Annotated in this window: 16 protein-coding genes; 14 read left to right on the top strand and 2 right to left on the bottom strand. The window is 64.4% G+C overall.

The genetic code is table 11. From position 1 onward, the window contains the following. From CP49_RS06830 to CP49_RS06815, 4 genes are all read left to right on the top strand, one after another. Positions 1–459: Sua5 family C-terminal domain-containing protein (locus CP49_RS06830; protein WP_276326832.1), on the top strand; the 459-nt coding region annotated here is incomplete at its 5' end. A 14-nt stretch (positions 460–473) separates the two neighbouring features. Next, entirely contained in the window at positions 474–1,925 is a 1,452-nt protein-coding gene (locus CP49_RS06825) for an FAD-binding oxidoreductase (protein ID WP_057849534.1), read from the top strand. A gap of 26 nt (positions 1,926–1,951) precedes the next feature. Next, positions 1,952–2,383, top strand: coding sequence for a GNAT family acetyltransferase (locus tag CP49_RS06820; RefSeq protein WP_057849528.1), 432 nt, complete (start codon positions 1,952–1,954; stop codon positions 2,381–2,383). 9 nt (positions 2,384–2,392) lie between these two features. Then, positions 2,393–2,974 (top strand): NUDIX hydrolase, encoded by a 582-nt coding sequence (locus CP49_RS06815; RefSeq protein ID WP_057849527.1) that lies wholly within the window; start codon positions 2,393–2,395, stop codon positions 2,972–2,974. A gap of 152 nt (positions 2,975–3,126) precedes the next feature. Here CP49_RS06815 and CP49_RS06810 read toward each other — a convergent pair whose 3' ends face one another. Next, positions 3,127–3,894 carry an SOS response-associated peptidase gene (locus tag CP49_RS06810; RefSeq protein ID WP_057849526.1) on the bottom strand — a complete coding sequence of 256 codons (768 nt, stop codon included), beginning with the start codon at positions 3,892–3,894 and terminating at the stop codon, positions 3,127–3,129. A gap of 62 nt (positions 3,895–3,956) precedes the next feature. Between CP49_RS06810 and CP49_RS06805 the strand changes: the two genes are divergently transcribed. The 5 genes from CP49_RS06805 (at position 3,957) to CP49_RS06785 (ending at position 6,489) form a co-directional block, all read left to right on the top strand. Then, positions 3,957–4,469, top strand: a complete 513-nt coding sequence (locus tag CP49_RS06805; protein ID WP_057849525.1) for a hypothetical protein — start codon at positions 3,957–3,959, stop codon at positions 4,467–4,469. A gap of 99 nt (positions 4,470–4,568) precedes the next feature. Then, a complete protein-coding gene (locus tag CP49_RS06800; protein WP_057849524.1) occupies positions 4,569–4,988 on the top strand; it encodes an NUDIX hydrolase in 420 nt (139 codons plus the stop codon). 60 nt (positions 4,989–5,048) lie between these two features. Then, complete coding sequence (locus tag CP49_RS06795; protein ID WP_057849523.1) at positions 5,049–5,426, top strand: TIGR02301 family protein; 378 nt, start codon at positions 5,049–5,051, stop codon at positions 5,424–5,426. A 6-nt stretch (positions 5,427–5,432) separates the two neighbouring features. Next, positions 5,433–6,071 carry an HAD family hydrolase gene (locus tag CP49_RS06790; RefSeq protein WP_057849522.1) on the top strand — a complete coding sequence of 213 codons (639 nt, stop codon included), beginning with the start codon at positions 5,433–5,435 and terminating at the stop codon, positions 6,069–6,071. 151 nt (positions 6,072–6,222) lie between these two features. Next, a complete protein-coding gene (locus CP49_RS06785) occupies positions 6,223–6,489 on the top strand; it encodes a hypothetical protein (protein ID WP_057849521.1) in 267 nt (88 codons plus the stop codon). Positions 6,490–6,648: 159 nt separating this feature from the next. Here CP49_RS06785 and CP49_RS06780 read toward each other — a convergent pair whose 3' ends face one another. Continuing rightward, complete coding sequence (locus CP49_RS06780) at positions 6,649–7,983, bottom strand: dihydroorotase (protein WP_057849520.1); 1,335 nt, start codon at positions 7,981–7,983, stop codon at positions 6,649–6,651. Between the two features lie 149 nt (positions 7,984–8,132). Here CP49_RS06780 and ygfZ point away from each other — a divergent pair, with 149 nt between their 5' ends. The 5 genes from ygfZ (at position 8,133) to CP49_RS06755 (ending at position 13,639) form a co-directional block, all read left to right on the top strand. Further along, complete coding sequence (gene ygfZ / locus CP49_RS06775; RefSeq protein ID WP_057849519.1) at positions 8,133–9,014, top strand: CAF17-like 4Fe-4S cluster assembly/insertion protein YgfZ; 882 nt, start codon at positions 8,133–8,135, stop codon at positions 9,012–9,014. Further along, positions 9,011–9,637, top strand: a complete 627-nt coding sequence (locus tag CP49_RS06770; protein WP_057849518.1) for a DNA-3-methyladenine glycosylase I — start codon at positions 9,011–9,013, stop codon at positions 9,635–9,637. The genes ygfZ and CP49_RS06770 overlap by 4 nt, the downstream gene beginning before the upstream one ends. Then, on the top strand, positions 9,634–10,245 hold the full coding sequence (locus CP49_RS06765; RefSeq protein WP_057849517.1) for a YfbR-like 5'-deoxynucleotidase: 612 nt from the start codon (positions 9,634–9,636) through the stop codon (positions 10,243–10,245). The genes CP49_RS06770 and CP49_RS06765 overlap by 4 nt, the downstream gene beginning before the upstream one ends. 87 nt (positions 10,246–10,332) lie before the next feature. Then, positions 10,333–10,839: a tyrosine phosphatase family protein gene (locus CP49_RS06760; RefSeq protein ID WP_057849516.1), complete on the top strand. Its 507-nt coding sequence runs from the start codon at positions 10,333–10,335 to the stop codon at positions 10,837–10,839. Positions 10,840–10,939: 100 nt separating this feature from the next. Beyond that, positions 10,940–13,639 (top strand): DUF2339 domain-containing protein, encoded by a 2,700-nt coding sequence (locus CP49_RS06755; RefSeq protein WP_057849515.1) that lies wholly within the window; start codon positions 10,940–10,942, stop codon positions 13,637–13,639. Positions 13,640–13,666 lie beyond the last annotated feature (27 nt).

The following is a 13,666-nucleotide window of genomic DNA, read 5'->3' as shown; positions in this document are numbered from 1 at the left end:
ACCATCGTCGGCTGCTTTGACGAACCGATCCTGCTGCGCCCCGGCGGCTTGCCGCGCGCGGAGATCGAACGCGTGCTGGGCCGCGCGCTGGTGCAGCCGCCGGCAGACACTGAGAGCGACAGCGGGCAACCGCTGGCGCCGGGCATGCTGGCGTCCCACTACGCGCCGCGCGCGCGCGTGCGCCTCAACGCACAATTGCTGGAGCCCGGCGAAGCATTGCTCGCGTTTGGCCTCGGAGCAATTTCGGGAATTGACGCAGCGTCCACGGTGATGAATCTGTCGGAGCGCGGCGATCTTGCGGAGGCCGCCGCCAATCTGTTCGGCCATCTTCGCGCACTCGACGGCAAAGGCGTGCACACCATTGCGGTGATGCCCATTCCGGACGAGGGATTGGGTGAAGCCATCAACGACCGGCTGCGCCGCGCAGCCATGGGGCGAGAATTGAACGGGCGGGAATGAAAGAGAAGAAGAAAATGAATATCGTCCAAGAATCCGTTCAAGGGTCTTCGCAAGCTTCCGTGCCGCCGCTCCCCGCCGAGCTGATCGCAAAATTTCGCGCTATCGTCGGCGACAAATACGCGGTGACCGATGCGGCCGATATCGCGCCTTATGTCACCGAGGAACGCGATCTGTTCCACGGCCGTTCGCCGCTGGTGTTGCGGCCCGGCTCCACGGCGGAAGTGTCCGCGATTTGCAAGCTCGCCAGCGAACACAAAATCGCGCTGGTGCCGCAGGGCGGCAATACCGGCCTGGTCGGCGGCCAGACCCCGCATAATGGCGAGGTCGTCGTCTCGATGCGGCGGCTGGACAAGATCCGCGAGATCGATCCGGCCTCCAACACGATGACCTGCGAGGCCGGCGTCGTGCTGCAGATCGCGCAGCAACGTGCGGCCGAAGCCGGTCGTCTGTTCCCGCTATCGCTCGGCGCGGAAGGAAGCTGCACCATCGGCGGCAACCTCTCCACCAATGCGGGTGGCACCGCTGCATTAGCGTACGGCGTGGCGCGCGAGATGGCGCTCGGGCTCGAGGTCGTGCTCGCCGACGGCCGGATCCTGAACGGGCTGTCGAAGCTGAAGAAGGACAACACCGGCTACGATTTGCGCAATCTCTTCATCGGCGCCGAAGGCACGCTCGGCATCATCACCGCGGCGACGCTCAAGCTGTTTCCGAAGCCGCATGCGGTGGAGACCGCCTATGTCGGTCTCAAATCGCCGGCAGAGGCGCTGAAACTGCTGTCGATCGCCCAGAACGAGGCGGCCGGCAGCCTCACCAGCTTCGAACTGCTCGCCGACATCGCGGTCGATTTCAGCCTGCGCCACGGCATCGACATCCGCGATCCCCTGACATCAAAGCATCCCTGGTACGTGCTGATGGAATTGTCGTCTCCACGCGACGGCGCCCGCGGCGCGCTGGAATCCATCCTCGCTAAGGGCATGGAGGAAGGCATCGTCGACGACGCCGTGATCGCGGCAAATCTCTCCCAGCGCGCCGGGTTCTGGAAGTTGCGCGACGAGATGTCGGCGGCGCAGAAGCCGGAAGGCGGCTCGATCAAGCACGATATATCTGTACCGGTTGCGGCCGTGCCCGCTTTCATCGAGGAGGCCAACGCGGCGGTGGTGAAGCTCATTCCGGGCTCGCGGCCGGTGCCGTTCGGCCATCTCGGCGACGGCAACATCCACTACAATGTCAGCCAGCCGATCGGCGGCGACACCGCCGACTTCATGTCGCGCTGGCATGAGGTGAACGAGGTGGTGTTTGCGATCGTGCTGCAGATGGGCGGATCGATTTCGGCCGAGCACGGCATCGGCGTGCTCAAGCGCGACGAACTGCCCGACGTCAAGGACAAGGTCGCGATCGAATTGATGCGCGGCATCAAGACGATGCTCGATCCCCTCGGCATCATGAATCCGGGCAAGGTGCTGTGACCGTATCAGCGACGAAGCCTATTCCCATGCTCGCCATCGCCGACATCGCGGATGCCGACGTCCCCACCGTGATCGCGCTGTGGCAGGCCTGCGGCCTGACGCGGCCGTGGAACGATCCGGCTGCCGACATCGCGCTCGCCCGGCGCGGGCCGCACTCAACCGTGCTGATCGGCCGCGACGATAATGCGATCGTGGCGACCGCGATGGTCGGCCATGACGGCCATCGCGGCTGGGTCTATTACGTCGCCACCGATCCTACCCTCCGCGCCAAAGGTTATGGCCGCGCCATCATGAATGCGGCCGAGGACTGGCTGCGCGCGGCCGGCGTTCCCAAGCTGCAATTGCTGGTGCGGCCGGAAAACTCTGGCGTCGCTGCGTTCTACCAGTCGATCGGCTTCGGCGAGCAGCAGATCCTGTTTTTCACCAAATGGCTCGACGGCCGCGAGCCGCCGAGCTGAAGGATTTCCATGACCATCTCCGATCGTGTCCGCGTCAAGAACGTCAGCGTGCTCTCCGACCGGCACTATCGGTTGAGCGAAGTCGAGTTCGACTATCGCCGCGGCAACGGCGAATGGCAGACGCAGAAGCGGGAAGTCTTCGACCGTGGTCATGCCGCGACGCTGTTGCCGTACAATGTCGCAAACCGCACCGTCGTGCTGACGCGGCAGTTCCGCCTGCCGGCCTACCTTGCCGGTCATGACGATCTTCTGATCGAGGCCGCCGCCGGCATGCTCGACGACGAGACTCCCGAGAAGCGGATTCGCGCGGAAGCGGAAGAGGAAATCGGCTATCGGCTTCACGATGTGCGCAAGGTGTTCGAGGCCTTCATGAGCCCGGGCTCGGTCACGGAGAAGCTGCACTTTTTCGTCGCCGAATACGAAGCAGCGATGCGCATCAATAGCGGCGGCGGCATCGCCGAGGAAGGCGAAGACATCGAAGTGCTGGAACTGGCGATCGACTCCGCGCTCGCCATGATTTCAGACGGCCGCATCGCCGACGCCAAGACCATCATGCTGCTGCAATACGCGGCGCTGCATATTTTCCGGTGAGGACCAAGGCAAGCGTCAACTCCTCATGGTGAGGAGCGCGTAGCGCGTCTCGAACCATGAGGCCCGGCTGGTGGCCTCAATCCTTCGAGACGCCGCTACGCGGCTCCTCAGGATGAGGTGCGACATTGCGAGAGAACGAGATTGAATCCCCCTCAAAACAACGAGCCCTGCCCGTCATCCTCCGGCACCACCGATGCCGCCTTGCGCGGCGCAGCACGCTTGGCAGGCTTCGGCTCCTCCGCCGCGCGCTCCTCGTCCGTGATCGGCAACAGCAGTTGCTCGTCGTCATTGACCACGCGATTGACGCGGGTGGAAATTTCGTGCCACGCGAACTCGCCCTCAGTCGGCCCGCGCAGCAGCGGCATCACATCCTCGGCGTCGTGGGTGCGCCCGTCGAGCCAGCGCTCGAATTCCTCAGGCGCGATCGTCACCGGCACGCGGTCATGCAGCGTGGCAAGGTCGCGGCTGGCCGGCGCGGTGACGATGGCGACGCTGTCGGTCTCCTCGCCGTTCGGCCCCATCCAGGTCTCCGCGAGCGCGGCAAAGCCGACCGGCCGGCCGTCGCGGCGATGGATGAAGAACGGCCGCTTGCGGCCGCCGGCATCCTGCCATTCGTAATATCCGTCCGCCGGAATCAGGCAGCGCCGCCGCTTGATGGCATATTTGAAGGCAGGCTTATCGAGAACCGTCTCGGAACGCGCATTGATCAGAAGCGTGAATTTACGGGGATCCTTCACCCACGAGGGCACCAGTCCCCAGCGCATCAGCCGGAAGTGGCGACCGCCATTTTCCAGGAGGACAACCGGAACGGGCTGACTAGGCGCGATATTATACCGCGGCGGGAAATTGGGCTGCTCGATATAGCCGAATATCTGCCGAAGCGCCGCCGGCGGCGAGGTAATGACGAAACGTCCGCACATTATCTGACCAAGATAAGCCGCCGTTTAATGGCTGTTAACCCCAGATGTTAACAGTGGGACAGATGACCTCCACGGCCGCCACCCAATTGCAATCCGATTTTCCGATGCCGCCACCGACGGGCCGTATAGACGAGGCCCGCGCGGAGCAGTTGCGCGCCGCCAACATCAATCCGCGCACCGGGCTCGCCACCGACTACCTGAATCATTTCAACGAAGCCATCATGCTGCTCGAAATGGTTCCGGACATGCCGGAATGCGCTGAGGATTTCCTCACCTGGACTCCGCTGTCCTACGCCGAGCATTTTTGGGCCTCCAACTTCAAGGCCCGCGACCTCGCGATCGAGGCCTATGAATGTGCCGACCCTAAGGTCCGTGCCAATTTCGACCATCTCACTGCGACCATGACCTCGATCCTGACCGCGGTGGGCAAGGCGATGCGCGAAGCCCAGCAGGACAGGACCCGCGCCACGCTGGCCGAGCAGGCCACCGCCTGGGTCAAGCCGCTGGTGGCGCTGGCTGGCGGCATCATCAACGGTAACGCCGAGGTCGACGTCGAAGCGGTGATGTCGAACTAACAGCCTCCCGCTTCACGCCACCCTGCCGCATTAGACCTGCGCGGGCCGATCGGGCATGATCGCTTCCACCGCAAGTTCCCTGCTTACCTGGATCACCCCTTGGCTTCCCCAGTTCAGCCGACCCGCCCCGAGCTCGCCGTCAGCGGCGCGATCTTCCGCGACGGCAAGGTCCTCCTGGTCCGCCGCGCCCGCTCGCCGGGCAAGGGTTTTTACTCGTTCCCCGGCGGCCGGGTCGAATTCGGCGAATCCCTGCACAGCGCGCTCCACCGCGAGGTGGACGAGGAAACGGGCCTAAGAATCGAGATTTTGAGCCTGGCAGGCTGGCGCGAAGTGCTGCCCGGGACCTCTGGCGGCGGGCATTACGTGATCATGTCGTTCGCGACCCGCTGGGCGGGCGGGGAGCCGGTCCTGAACGACGAGCACGACGATTTCAAATGGCTGGCGCCGGATGGGCTTGGCGATCTCAAGGTCACCGGCGGCCTCCTGGAGGTCATCGAGGCCGCCCGGAAGCTGGTCTAGGCGGTCGTTCCAGGGCTTCACGCCTTGCCTCGGGCGTCTTGAGGGGGCATATCGGCCCCAATGCTCAAGCACGCCCTCGCCGCCCTCATCCTCATCTCGGCATGCCATGTGGCCCCCGTGCGGGCCCAGGATGCCGCCGCGCCGTTTGACGGCGAACTGCAGCGGCTGGCCGAGATACTCGGCACCCTGCACTATCTCCGGGGCATTTGCGGCGCCAATGAAGGGGCGAAATGGCGCAACGAAATGCAGGCGCTGATCGACGCCGAAACCCCGTCGGGCGACCGCCGCGCCCGCATGATCGCCGGCTTCAACCGCGGCTATAACGGCTTTCAGCAGACCTACCGGACCTGCACGCCGGCCGCTTCGGTCGCGATCCGCCGATATATCGAGGAAGGTTCAAAGATCTCGCGCGACCTCACCGCGCGCTACGCGAACTAGGCAACCATGGACGCAATCTATTTCGACCTCGACGGAACGCTGACGGACCCCAAGCTGGGCATCACCCGCTCGATCCAATACGCGCTGCAAAAGCTCGATCATCATACAATTCCGACCGCGGACGAACTGACCTGGTGCATCGGCCCGCCGCTGCGCGCGAGCTTCGTGCAATTGCTTGGCGGCGATCACGCCGCCGATCGCGCGGTGGCTCTCTACCGCGAGCGATTTTCCGACATCGGCCTGTATGAGAACGGCGTCTACGACGGCATCAGCGAGGTGCTGACGTCGCTATGCGCTTCCGGCCACCGGCTGTTCGTCGCCACAAGCAAGGCGCACGTGTTCGCCGACCGCATTATCGACCATTTCGGCCTGCGCAGCCATTTCGAGCGCGTGTTCGGTGCCGAGCTCGACGGCACGCGCGCGGACAAGTCGCATCTGCTGGAATACGCGCTGAAGGAGACGTCGGTCGATCCGGCCAAAACCCTGATGATCGGCGACCGTAGCCACGACATGGTCGGCGCGAAAAACAACGGCATGAAGGGCATCGGCGTGCTGTACGGCTACGGCAGCCGGGACGAGTTGCTAGAGGCCGGCGCGCACCATATTTGCGCTACTCCGGGCGCGATCCTCGGTTGCATTACGTGAAACGAGCGGGAATTTTTGGCACCGCCTGAAATTCGGCAGCGCCGTTAACCCTTCTTAAAGATGTGGCCTAGGCGGGCTCGCGGCGCATGCTACAGCTTATCGCGTTAGGCTGCGATCCGCCCTGGTTCGCGCGCAGATTTCGTTGAGCTTCATGAGCCGCCCAGCCTCCTTCTCGATCGCCCGCGACCCGCTTCCCGATCACGAACAGAAGCAGACTGCCCTGTGCTACCTCAACGAGGCCTGGGCGGAAGCGCGGCACGAGGGCGTCGATGGCGACTGCCTCGCACAGGCGAGCCTGTTCACGGCGCTGGCCGAACTGGTCTCGACCTATGGCGAGGACGCGGTAGCGAAATTCGCAGAAGGTCTCTCGGCTCGCGTGCGCAACGGCGAGTTTTCGCTGTCGCTGGCGAAGCAATGAACTTGCACAAATGTCATCGCCCGGCTTGACCGGGCGACCCAGTACGCCGTGGCTTCTCGATTCAATCGCTATCGTCTCTGGAATACTGGATCACCCGCCTTCGCGGGTGACGACGACTATGGTTGGCGCGACGCCGCGCCCCTAGCACAGCAGAAACTCTCACGCCTTCAGCGTCTCCAGGAACCGCACCGGCTCGCCGGTGGAAGGCGTCGTTACCTCACCCTGCCACATCACACGCCTGCCGCGCACGAATGTGCCGACAGGCCAACCGGTGACACGCATGCCGTCATAGGGCGTCCAGCCGGCGCGCGAGGCTACCCATTTGTTGGTGATGGTCTCAGAGCGCTTCAGATCGACGATGGTGAAGTCGGCGTCATAGCCTGCCGCAATGCGGCCCTTGCAGGCGATGTTGTAGAGACGCGCGGGGCCGGCGCTCGTCAGATCGACGAAACGGGCCAGCGACAGCCGCCCAGCATTGACGTGGTCGAGCATCAAGGGCACCAGCGTCTGCACCCCGGTCATGCCCGAGGGCGAGGCCGGATAGGTTTTCGCCTTTTCCTCCAGCGTATGCGGGGCGTGGTCGGAACCAAGCACGTCGATGATGCCCTGCTCGATGCCGTACCAGATACCGTCGCGGTGATCGGCCGAGCGCACCGGCGGGTTCATCTGCGCGCGGGTACCGAGCCGCTCGTAGCATTCGGGCGCCGCCATGGTGAGATGATGCGGCGTCGCCTCGCAGGAGGCGACATCCTTGTGGTCGCGCAGATAGTCGATTTCCTGCTTGGTCGAGATGTGCAGGACGTGGATGCGTTTTCCGGTTTCGCGCGCAAGATTGACCAGCCGCTGGGTCGCCATCAGCGCCGCGGTCTCGTCGCGCCATACCGGATGCGAGCGCGGATCGCCCTCGACGCGGAGCGGCTTGCGCTCGTTGAGGCGGTATTCATCCTCGGCATGAAAGGCGGCACGGCGGCGGATCACCTGGAAGATACGGCGCAGGCTCTCGTCATCCTCGACCAGCAGCGCACCGGTGGAGGAGCCGATAAATACCTTCACGCCGGCGCAGCCCGGTGCGCGTTCGAGTTCAGGTAGATCCTGAACGTTCTCGCGCGTGCCACCGACGAAGAAAGCAAAGTCGCAATGCATGCGGTGACGGCCGCGCTTCACCTTGTCGGTGAAGTTGGCTTCCGTGACGGTCAGCGGATCGGTGTTCGGCATTTCGAACACAGCCGTGACGCCACCCATCACGGCACTGCGCGAACCGGTTTCAAGATCTTCCTTATGCGTCTGGCCCGGCTCGCGGAAATGCACCTGCGTGTCCATCACGCCGGGCAGGATGTGCAGGCCCTTGCAGTCGATCGTCTCAGCGGCGGAGGCTTGTCCCAGCCCGCCGACCGCGGCGATCCGGCCGTTGGAAATGCCGATGTCGCGGATGCCCTCGCCGTCCTGATTGACCACGGTGCCGGATTTTAGAATGGTATCAAATCGTTGATTCATCGGAGCTTCAAAGATCCTTGGACGCCCGCGTCAGGCTTTCGCACAGGCCTTGTTGGCGGCACTTTAGCGCCTTAACTTCGCATGGGATATCCGTCACCTGCGTTTCCCCAGGAACTTCAAAAACACGTCAAAAGAGGCCGATTTAGCTTATGAAAGCAGCGTTTCTTCCTGATAGGGGCGTGGTCAAGGTCAGCGGCGAGGATGCCCGCAGCTTCCTCAACGGCCTCGTCACCACAGACATCACGCTGCTCGAGCCCGGCCTTGGCCGGTTCGGCGCGCTGCTGACGCCGCAGGGCAAGATCACGGCCGACTTCCTGATCACGGAAGCGCCGGCCGGCCATGGCGGCGGATTCCTGATCGATACGCCCCGCGCGCTGGCGCAGAACCTCGCCGACAAGCTCGGCTTCTACAAGCTGCGCGCCAAGGTCGCGGTGGAAAATATCTCGGGCAGCATGGGCGTGCTGGCGGCATGGGACGGCGAGCCTGCGATGAAGCCCGATCTGGCGTTTGCCGATCCGCGGCTTGAGGCGCTGGGCTGGCGCATCCTCGTGCCCGAAGAGCTCAAGCAGAAGGTGGCCGATCTGATCGGCGCCGATCTCGTCGACAGCGATGCCTATGAGGCCCATCGCATCGCCATGGGCGTGCCGCGCGGCGGGCTCGATTTCATGTACAGCGACGCGTTTCCGCACGAGACGAATATGGATCGCCTGCACGGCGTCGACTTCGACAAGGGCTGCTATGTCGGCCAGGAGGTGGTGTCACGGATGCAGCATCGCGGCACCGCGCGCACACGGATCGTGCGGATTACGCTCGAAGACTTTTCGCCAGAGACGGGCGTTGCCGTTCTCGGCGGCGACAAGCAGGTCGGCGCCATGGGATCGACCGCCAGCGGCCATGGCCTCGCGCTGGTCCGGATCGACCGCGTTGCGGACGCACTCGATGCGGGACATTCGTTGACGGCCGGCGGCCTTGCGATCCGGCTGACCGACCCGAACGACGTTCGCACCCCACCGAAGCAGACCGTCGCATGAGCAAATCTGCGCGCCTGCACCCCGACGGCAAGATACGGTGCCCGTGGCCCGGCGAAGACCCGTTCTACATGGCCTATCACGACACCGAGTGGGGGGTGCCCGAATATGACGACCGGGCGCTCTATGAGAAGCTGATCCTCGACGGCTTCCAGGCCGGGCTGTCGTGGATCACGATTTTGCGCAAGCGCGAAAATTTTCGCAAAGCCTTCGACGACTTCCAGCCGGAGAAGATCGCGCGTTACAACGCTAAAAAGATTCACGCCCTGATGAACGATGCTGGCATCGTGCGCAACCGCGCCAAGATCGAAGGCGCCGTCAACAGCGCCAAGGCCTATCTGAAGATCATGGAAGAAGGCGCGGGCTTCTCCAAGTTCCTGTGGGACTTCGTCGACGGCAAGCCCCTCGTCAACCAGTTCAAGACCACGGCCAGCGTGCCGGCGTCGACGCCGGTCTCTGTCAAGATTTCAAAGGAGCTCGGCGCGCGCGGCTTCAAATTCGTCGGCCCGACCATCGTCTACGCCTTCATGCAGGCCACCGGCATGGTCAACGACCACCTGGTCACGTGCTTCTGCCACGAGACCTGCGGCGGCAAACTTCGCAAGCCGCGCCTCAAGGCCAAATGACGGCGAGAAAATCGTCCAGCATCGCCAATCGCGCCTGGCAGCGGATGCTGTCGGGGCGGCGGCTCGATCTGCTGGACCCCTCCCCGCTCGATATCGAGATCGCCGACATCGCCCATGGCCTGGCGCGCGTTGCGCGCTGGAACGGGCAGACCAGCGGCGCGCATATTTTCTCGGTGGCGCAGCACACGCTGCTGGTGGAAACCGTCATGCGCGAGCAGATGCCGCGCGTCGACGTACGCTTCCGGCTCGCTGCGCTGCTGCACGACGCACCGGAATATGTCATCGGCGACATGATCTCGCCGTTCAAGGCGGTGCTCGGCGGCGACTACAAGGTGGTGGAGAAGCGCCTGCTGGCGGCGATCCATATTCGCTTCGGCCTGCCGCCAATTCTTGCCGATGAAATCACCAAAGCCATCAAGGCGGCCGATCGCGGCGCGGCCTATCTCGAAGCCACCCATCTGGCAGGATTTTCACACGCCGAGGCGAAGCGCCTGTTCGGCAGAGATCCCGGCCTGCCCGAGGCCACCGTGCGCGACTATCTGACGCCGTGGACCGCGGCCCGGGCCGAGAAGCAGTTTTTGGCCCGATTCAAGCTGCTCCTCGCTTGAACGGCTCACGCAAACCTGCTTTCACCGACGCACCCGCGGGCCTATAATTGCGACAAAGCCTGCCAAAGAATGCTTCCAGGGATCGCCATGCTTCACGTCTGTTCGCTTGCCGCACTTCCCGAGATCGTCAAAGCCACTGGCGCCAGCCACATTCTCACCGTGATGGCCAATGTCGATCAGGTGCTCCGTCCAGCATCGGTGCTCGAGGCCAACCATCTGAAAGTGTCGATGGACGACATCACCGAGCACATGGACGGTTTTGTCGCGCCGGCAGATCATCATATCGAAAGGGTGCTGAACTTCGTCCGCAATTGGGACCGCAGCGCGCCGATGGTGGTGCATTGCTATGCCGGCATCAGCCGCTCGACGGCAAGCGCCTTTGCGGCCGCCTGCGCGCTCAATCCGCACCGCGACGAGATCGAGATCGCGAGGCAGATTCGCGCCCGCTCCCCGATCGCCTCCCCCAACCGGCTGATCGTCAGCCTCGCCGACAAGGCGCTGGGACGCGAGGGCCGGATGCTGCGCGCACTCGACGAAATGGGCCCCGGCAGCATGACCGTCGAGGGCCGGCCGTTCCGCGTCGATCTGGAATAGCGGCAGATTTGAACTTTTAGCGGACAAAGGCGCACACAGGATTGCAACCGGGCTGCCGACGTGGCCGGTTAACGGTCTGACGCGCCCGCCTGGAGGCTCCATGTTCGACGACCCCTTCGTTTTTTTCGCGCTCGTGATCGCGATCGTCGCCCTCATCTTCGCGCGCAAGGCCATGAATGAGGTGGCGGAGTTGCGCGCGCGCCTGGAAGCCATCCAGGCGGCACCGGCGACAGCGGCAGCGCCCGTGCCTCCGCCGCTCACGCCATTTGAAGCGTTCGAGCAGACCTTGCCGCCGGCCTCGGCCGAGGCCGCACCGACACCGCCGCCCATCGTCCCGGACGTAGAATCCACAGCGCCCGTTGCGCCTTCCGAGACCCCAGAGCAGGCCGCGGGCGGTGCGCCGCCACCGCCACTGCCGCAGCCCGACCGCGGCTTCGAGGAGACGATCGGCACCCGCTGGGTGGTGTGGGTCGGCGGGCTGACGCTCGCGCTCGGCGGATTCTTCATGGTTCGATATTCGATCGAGGCCGGCCTGCTCGGCCCGGGTGTGCGCACGATGCTGGGGGGCGTGTTCGCGCTCGCCTTGCTGCTGGCTGGTGAATGGACGCGCCGCAAGGAGAGCGTGTCTTCCATTGCGACCCTGCCGATCGCCAACATTCCGGCCATTCTGACCGCTGCCGGAACGGCAGTAGCGTTTGCTACGGTGTACGCCGCCTATGCGCTGTATGGCTTCCTGGTGCCCGCGACTGCGTTCATCCTGCTCGGGCTGGTGGCGCTCGGCACGCTGGCCGCAGCGCTGCTGCATGGCCCGGCGCTCGCCGGCCTTGGCGTCGTCGGCGCCTTCGTAACCCCGATCCTGGTCTCATCCGACAAGCCGGACTTCTGGGCGCTCTACATCTATCTCGCGATCGTCACCGCCGCGGCCTTCGGTCTTGCGCGCGTCAGGCTGTGGCGCTGGCTCGCCGTTACCACCATCGCGTTTGCGCTGCTGTGGACCTTCCCCTGCCTGCAATGCGGCCCATCGATGGTCGGCCCGCATGCGTTCCACGTGCTCGCCGGTTTCATTCTCGCCGCGCTGCTCGTGGTATGCGGTTTCATGTTCGGCCCGCCCGCCGACGAGGGGCAGGTCGAGCCGATCTCATCCGGCTCGCTTGCGGCCTATCTGCTCGGCGCAACCTTGATCGTGCTGAACAGCTTCCATGCTGACGCTGCGATGATCGTGTTCGGCCTGCTGGTGGCCGGCAGCCTCGTGGTCGCCTGGCGCAGCGATGCCGCCGCCGGCGCCGTCGGAGCCGCCGCCGCGTTGGTCTTTGTAGTGTTCGCCGAATGGGCCGTTCGCGCCAATCCCGACATGCTGGTGCTGCCCGGCGGCCCGTTGTCAGACATCGGGCCGAATGTCACCGACGGATCGGTGTCGCTGCACCTGATCTCGGCTGCGATCTTCGCCGTCGGCTTCGGCGTGGCGGGATTCCTCGCGCAGAACCGCTTCATTGGACCGATCATACCGGTGATCTGGTCGGCCGCCGCAGTCTTCACGCCGCTGGCGCTTCTGGTCGCGCTCTACGCCCGCATCGCGCATCTTGACCGCTCGATTCCGTTTGCGATTCTCGCGGTCGTGCTGGCTGTGGCCTATGCCGCCGCGACCGAGATCCTCAGCAAACGCGATGACCGTCCGGGACTACAGGCCTCGATCGCGCTGTTTGCGACCGGCACGCTCGCAGCGCTGGCGCTCGCGCTTACCTTTGCGCTGGAAAAAGGCTGGCTGACAATTGCGCTGGCTTTGATGTCGGCAGGCACCGCCTGGATTTCGACGCAGCGGCCGATCCCGTTCCTGCGCGCGCTCGCTGCCGTCCTCGCCGGCATCGTGGTGCTGCGGATCGGCTACGAGCCGCGCATTGTTGGCCAAGCTGTCGGCACCACGCCGATCTTCAACTGGCTGTTGTGGGGCTACGGCATTCCCGCTCTCTCCTTCTGGGCCGGCAGCATCTTCCTGCGCCGTGGCGGCGATGACGCACCGCTGCGGACGGTGGAGGCGGCGGCGATTCTGTTCACGGTGCTGCTCGCGTTCATGGAGATCCGTCATGCCGTCAATAATGGCGACGTCTATCGCCAGAGTGCCGGTCTGACCGAGGTCGCGCTGCAGGTCTGTGTCACGCTGGCGATGGCGATCGGACTGGAGCGCCTGCGCATCCGCACCGGCAGCGTCATCCACAATGCCGGCGCGATCCTGCTGACGGCCTTCGCCGGCCTCGCGGCGCTGTTCGGGCTGTTGCTGCTGGAAAACCCGATTCTCTGGCACATCGACGTCGGCGGCATCGTCATCAACCTCCTGCTGCTCGGCTACGCCCTGCCCGCGGTGCTCGCGCTGCTATTGTCCTATGCCGTTGCCGGCCGCCGACCGGTCGCCTACGCCAACACGATTGCGGCCGGAGCGCTCGTTCTCGCGCTTGCCTATGTGACGTTTGAGATCAGGCGAATCTATCACGGCCCGGCGATCTCTGTCGGCCCGACCACCGGTGCCGAACAATACACCTATTCGATCGCGTACCTGGCGTTCGGCGTCGTACTGCTCGGCGTTGGCATTCTTTTCAACTCGCAACGCGCACGGCTGGCGTCCGCGATCGTCATCGGACTAACGATCCTGAAAGCCTTCCTGATCGACATGTCGGCACTGACCGGCGTCTATCGCGCGCTGTCGTTCATGTGTCTCGGCCTAGTGTTGGTGGCGATCGGCTGGCTGTACCAGCGGATCCTGTTTCGCAGGCAAGCGGCAGCGCCGGCCGCACCAACAGGGAGTTGATCAACTAGAGCGTTTTCACGCGAAAGC

Origin of the sequence: Bradyrhizobium valentinum (assembly GCF_001440405.1) — a bacterium.
Lineage (GTDB): Bacteria > Pseudomonadota > Alphaproteobacteria > Rhizobiales > Xanthobacteraceae > Bradyrhizobium > Bradyrhizobium valentinum.
This window is presented reverse-complemented; position numbering and strand designations above follow the sequence as displayed.

Coding starts and splice junctions, on each gene's coding strand:
- CP49_RS06825 (WP_057849534.1), top strand. CDS start 474: ATGAATATCGTCCAAGAATCCGTTCAAGGGTCTTCGCAAGCTTCCGTG.
- CP49_RS06820 (WP_057849528.1), top strand. CDS start 1,952: ATGCTCGCCATCGCCGACATCGCGGATGCCGACGTCCCCACCGTGATC.
- CP49_RS06815 (WP_057849527.1), top strand. CDS start 2,393: ATGACCATCTCCGATCGTGTCCGCGTCAAGAACGTCAGCGTGCTCTCC.
- CP49_RS06810 (WP_057849526.1), bottom strand. CDS start 3,894: ATGTGCGGACGTTTCGTCATTACCTCGCCGCCGGCGGCGCTTCGGCAG.
- CP49_RS06805 (WP_057849525.1), top strand. CDS start 3,957: ATGACCTCCACGGCCGCCACCCAATTGCAATCCGATTTTCCGATGCCG.
- CP49_RS06795 (WP_057849523.1), top strand. CDS start 5,049: ATGCTCAAGCACGCCCTCGCCGCCCTCATCCTCATCTCGGCATGCCAT.
- CP49_RS06790 (WP_057849522.1), top strand. CDS start 5,433: ATGGACGCAATCTATTTCGACCTCGACGGAACGCTGACGGACCCCAAG.
- CP49_RS06785 (WP_057849521.1), top strand. CDS start 6,223: ATGAGCCGCCCAGCCTCCTTCTCGATCGCCCGCGACCCGCTTCCCGAT.
- CP49_RS06780 (WP_057849520.1), bottom strand. CDS start 7,983: ATGAATCAACGATTTGATACCATTCTAAAATCCGGCACCGTGGTCAAT.
- ygfZ (WP_057849519.1), top strand. CDS start 8,133: ATGAAAGCAGCGTTTCTTCCTGATAGGGGCGTGGTCAAGGTCAGCGGC.
- CP49_RS06770 (WP_057849518.1), top strand. CDS start 9,011: ATGAGCAAATCTGCGCGCCTGCACCCCGACGGCAAGATACGGTGCCCG.
- CP49_RS06765 (WP_057849517.1), top strand. CDS start 9,634: ATGACGGCGAGAAAATCGTCCAGCATCGCCAATCGCGCCTGGCAGCGG.
- CP49_RS06760 (WP_057849516.1), top strand. CDS start 10,333: ATGCTTCACGTCTGTTCGCTTGCCGCACTTCCCGAGATCGTCAAAGCC.
- CP49_RS06755 (WP_057849515.1), top strand. CDS start 10,940: ATGTTCGACGACCCCTTCGTTTTTTTCGCGCTCGTGATCGCGATCGTC.